2 protein-coding genes are annotated in these 1113 nt (G+C 73.6%); one reads left to right on the top strand and one right to left on the bottom strand.

The window, feature by feature from the left end; translation table 11 throughout:
• Positions 1 to 758 (bottom strand): lysophospholipid acyltransferase family protein (locus G6028_RS13695; protein ID WP_182659201.1); only part of this gene is annotated, 758 nt, incomplete at its 3' end.
• 58 nt (positions 759 to 816) lie between these two features.
• On the opposite strand from G6028_RS13695, the gene G6028_RS13690 reads away from it, so the two are divergent.
• The coding region (locus G6028_RS13690; RefSeq protein ID WP_277817611.1) for a sirohydrochlorin chelatase at positions 817 to 1113 on the top strand (297 nt) is incomplete at its 3' end.

Here is a 1113-nt window from a genome sequence, read left to right as displayed (position 1 = left end):
TCGACCGACGGTGCGGGCCCGGGGTCCTCCCAGAGCGCGAGCGGTCCGGCGGACACGACCGGGCGGCGCGGGGGCAGCTTGGCGAGTTCCCGCCCGCGGTAGACGATCCCGATCGGCAGCACCGCCACCCGGCCGCCCGTGTCGCGGACCCCGCGGACCATCTGGCCCACACCTTTCTTGACCGAGTCCAGCCGGAGCGTCCTCAGGTCGTCCGCCGACGAGTTGGTGCCCTCCACGAACGTCAACACCACCCCGCCGGCGGTCAGGCGGTCCACGCACAGGCCGATCAGGCGGGCCGCCGCCGCGTCGTGCACCGCGCGCTCGGTGCCCTCGTAGTTCTTGGCACGGAAGACCGGGACCGTGCCCGTGTACTCGAACACCGGTCGCAGCGGGCCGCGGAAGAGCGGGTCCTTGGTCAGGCCGGTGCCGGAGGCCAGAAACCGGACCCGCCTGTCGTACACGGCCGAGGCCAGCACGAACGGGTCGTGGTGTGACGGGTGGTTGGCGGCCACGATGATCCCCACGCCGGCGTCGTGCAGCCGGTGTAGCTCGGTCACCGTCTCGGGCCGGATCCGCACCTCGGGTGCGTACAACGCCCCCACGAAGGTCAGCAGGGGATGGGTGAAGCCGTCCCTACGGCGGCCGGGGCCGTAGAAGTCGTAGACGGCCTCGTAGTTGGTCAGCGTCACCTCCGGCCGTTCCCGGCGCCGCCGACCCGGTCCGAGGGCCCGCCCGATACGTCCGGCTCCTGCGTCCATCCCCCCAGTCTCGTCCAGCGATCGGGGCGCCGCATCCGGAATCCGGCATGCTCGGGGGATGACGACGAACGCGCTCCACGCCGAACCGGTCGCCGAGCGACCCCGCCTGCTCCTGGTGGCACACGGGACCCGGTCGTCGACGGGCCGCCGGGAACTGGGCCGGGTCCTGGTGGAGACGCGCAAGAAGCTCGACGGGGTGGACTGCCGGCTGGCCTGGGTCGACGTCCAGGCTCCGGGCCCGGACCGCATCCTCGCCGACGGGGCGCCCACGGTCGTGGTGCCCGCCTTCCTCGCCCGCGGGTTCCACGTCACCGAGGACGTCGACGGCGCGTGCGGCCGCGCTCCCGGCCCGGTC

Source organism: Dietzia cercidiphylli (genome assembly GCF_014145145.1).
GTDB classification, from domain to species: domain Bacteria; phylum Actinomycetota; class Actinomycetes; order Mycobacteriales; family Mycobacteriaceae; genus Dietzia; species Dietzia natronolimnaea.
The sequence above is the reverse complement of the archived record's forward strand: the minus strand, read 5'-3'. Positions and strand labels throughout refer to the sequence as shown.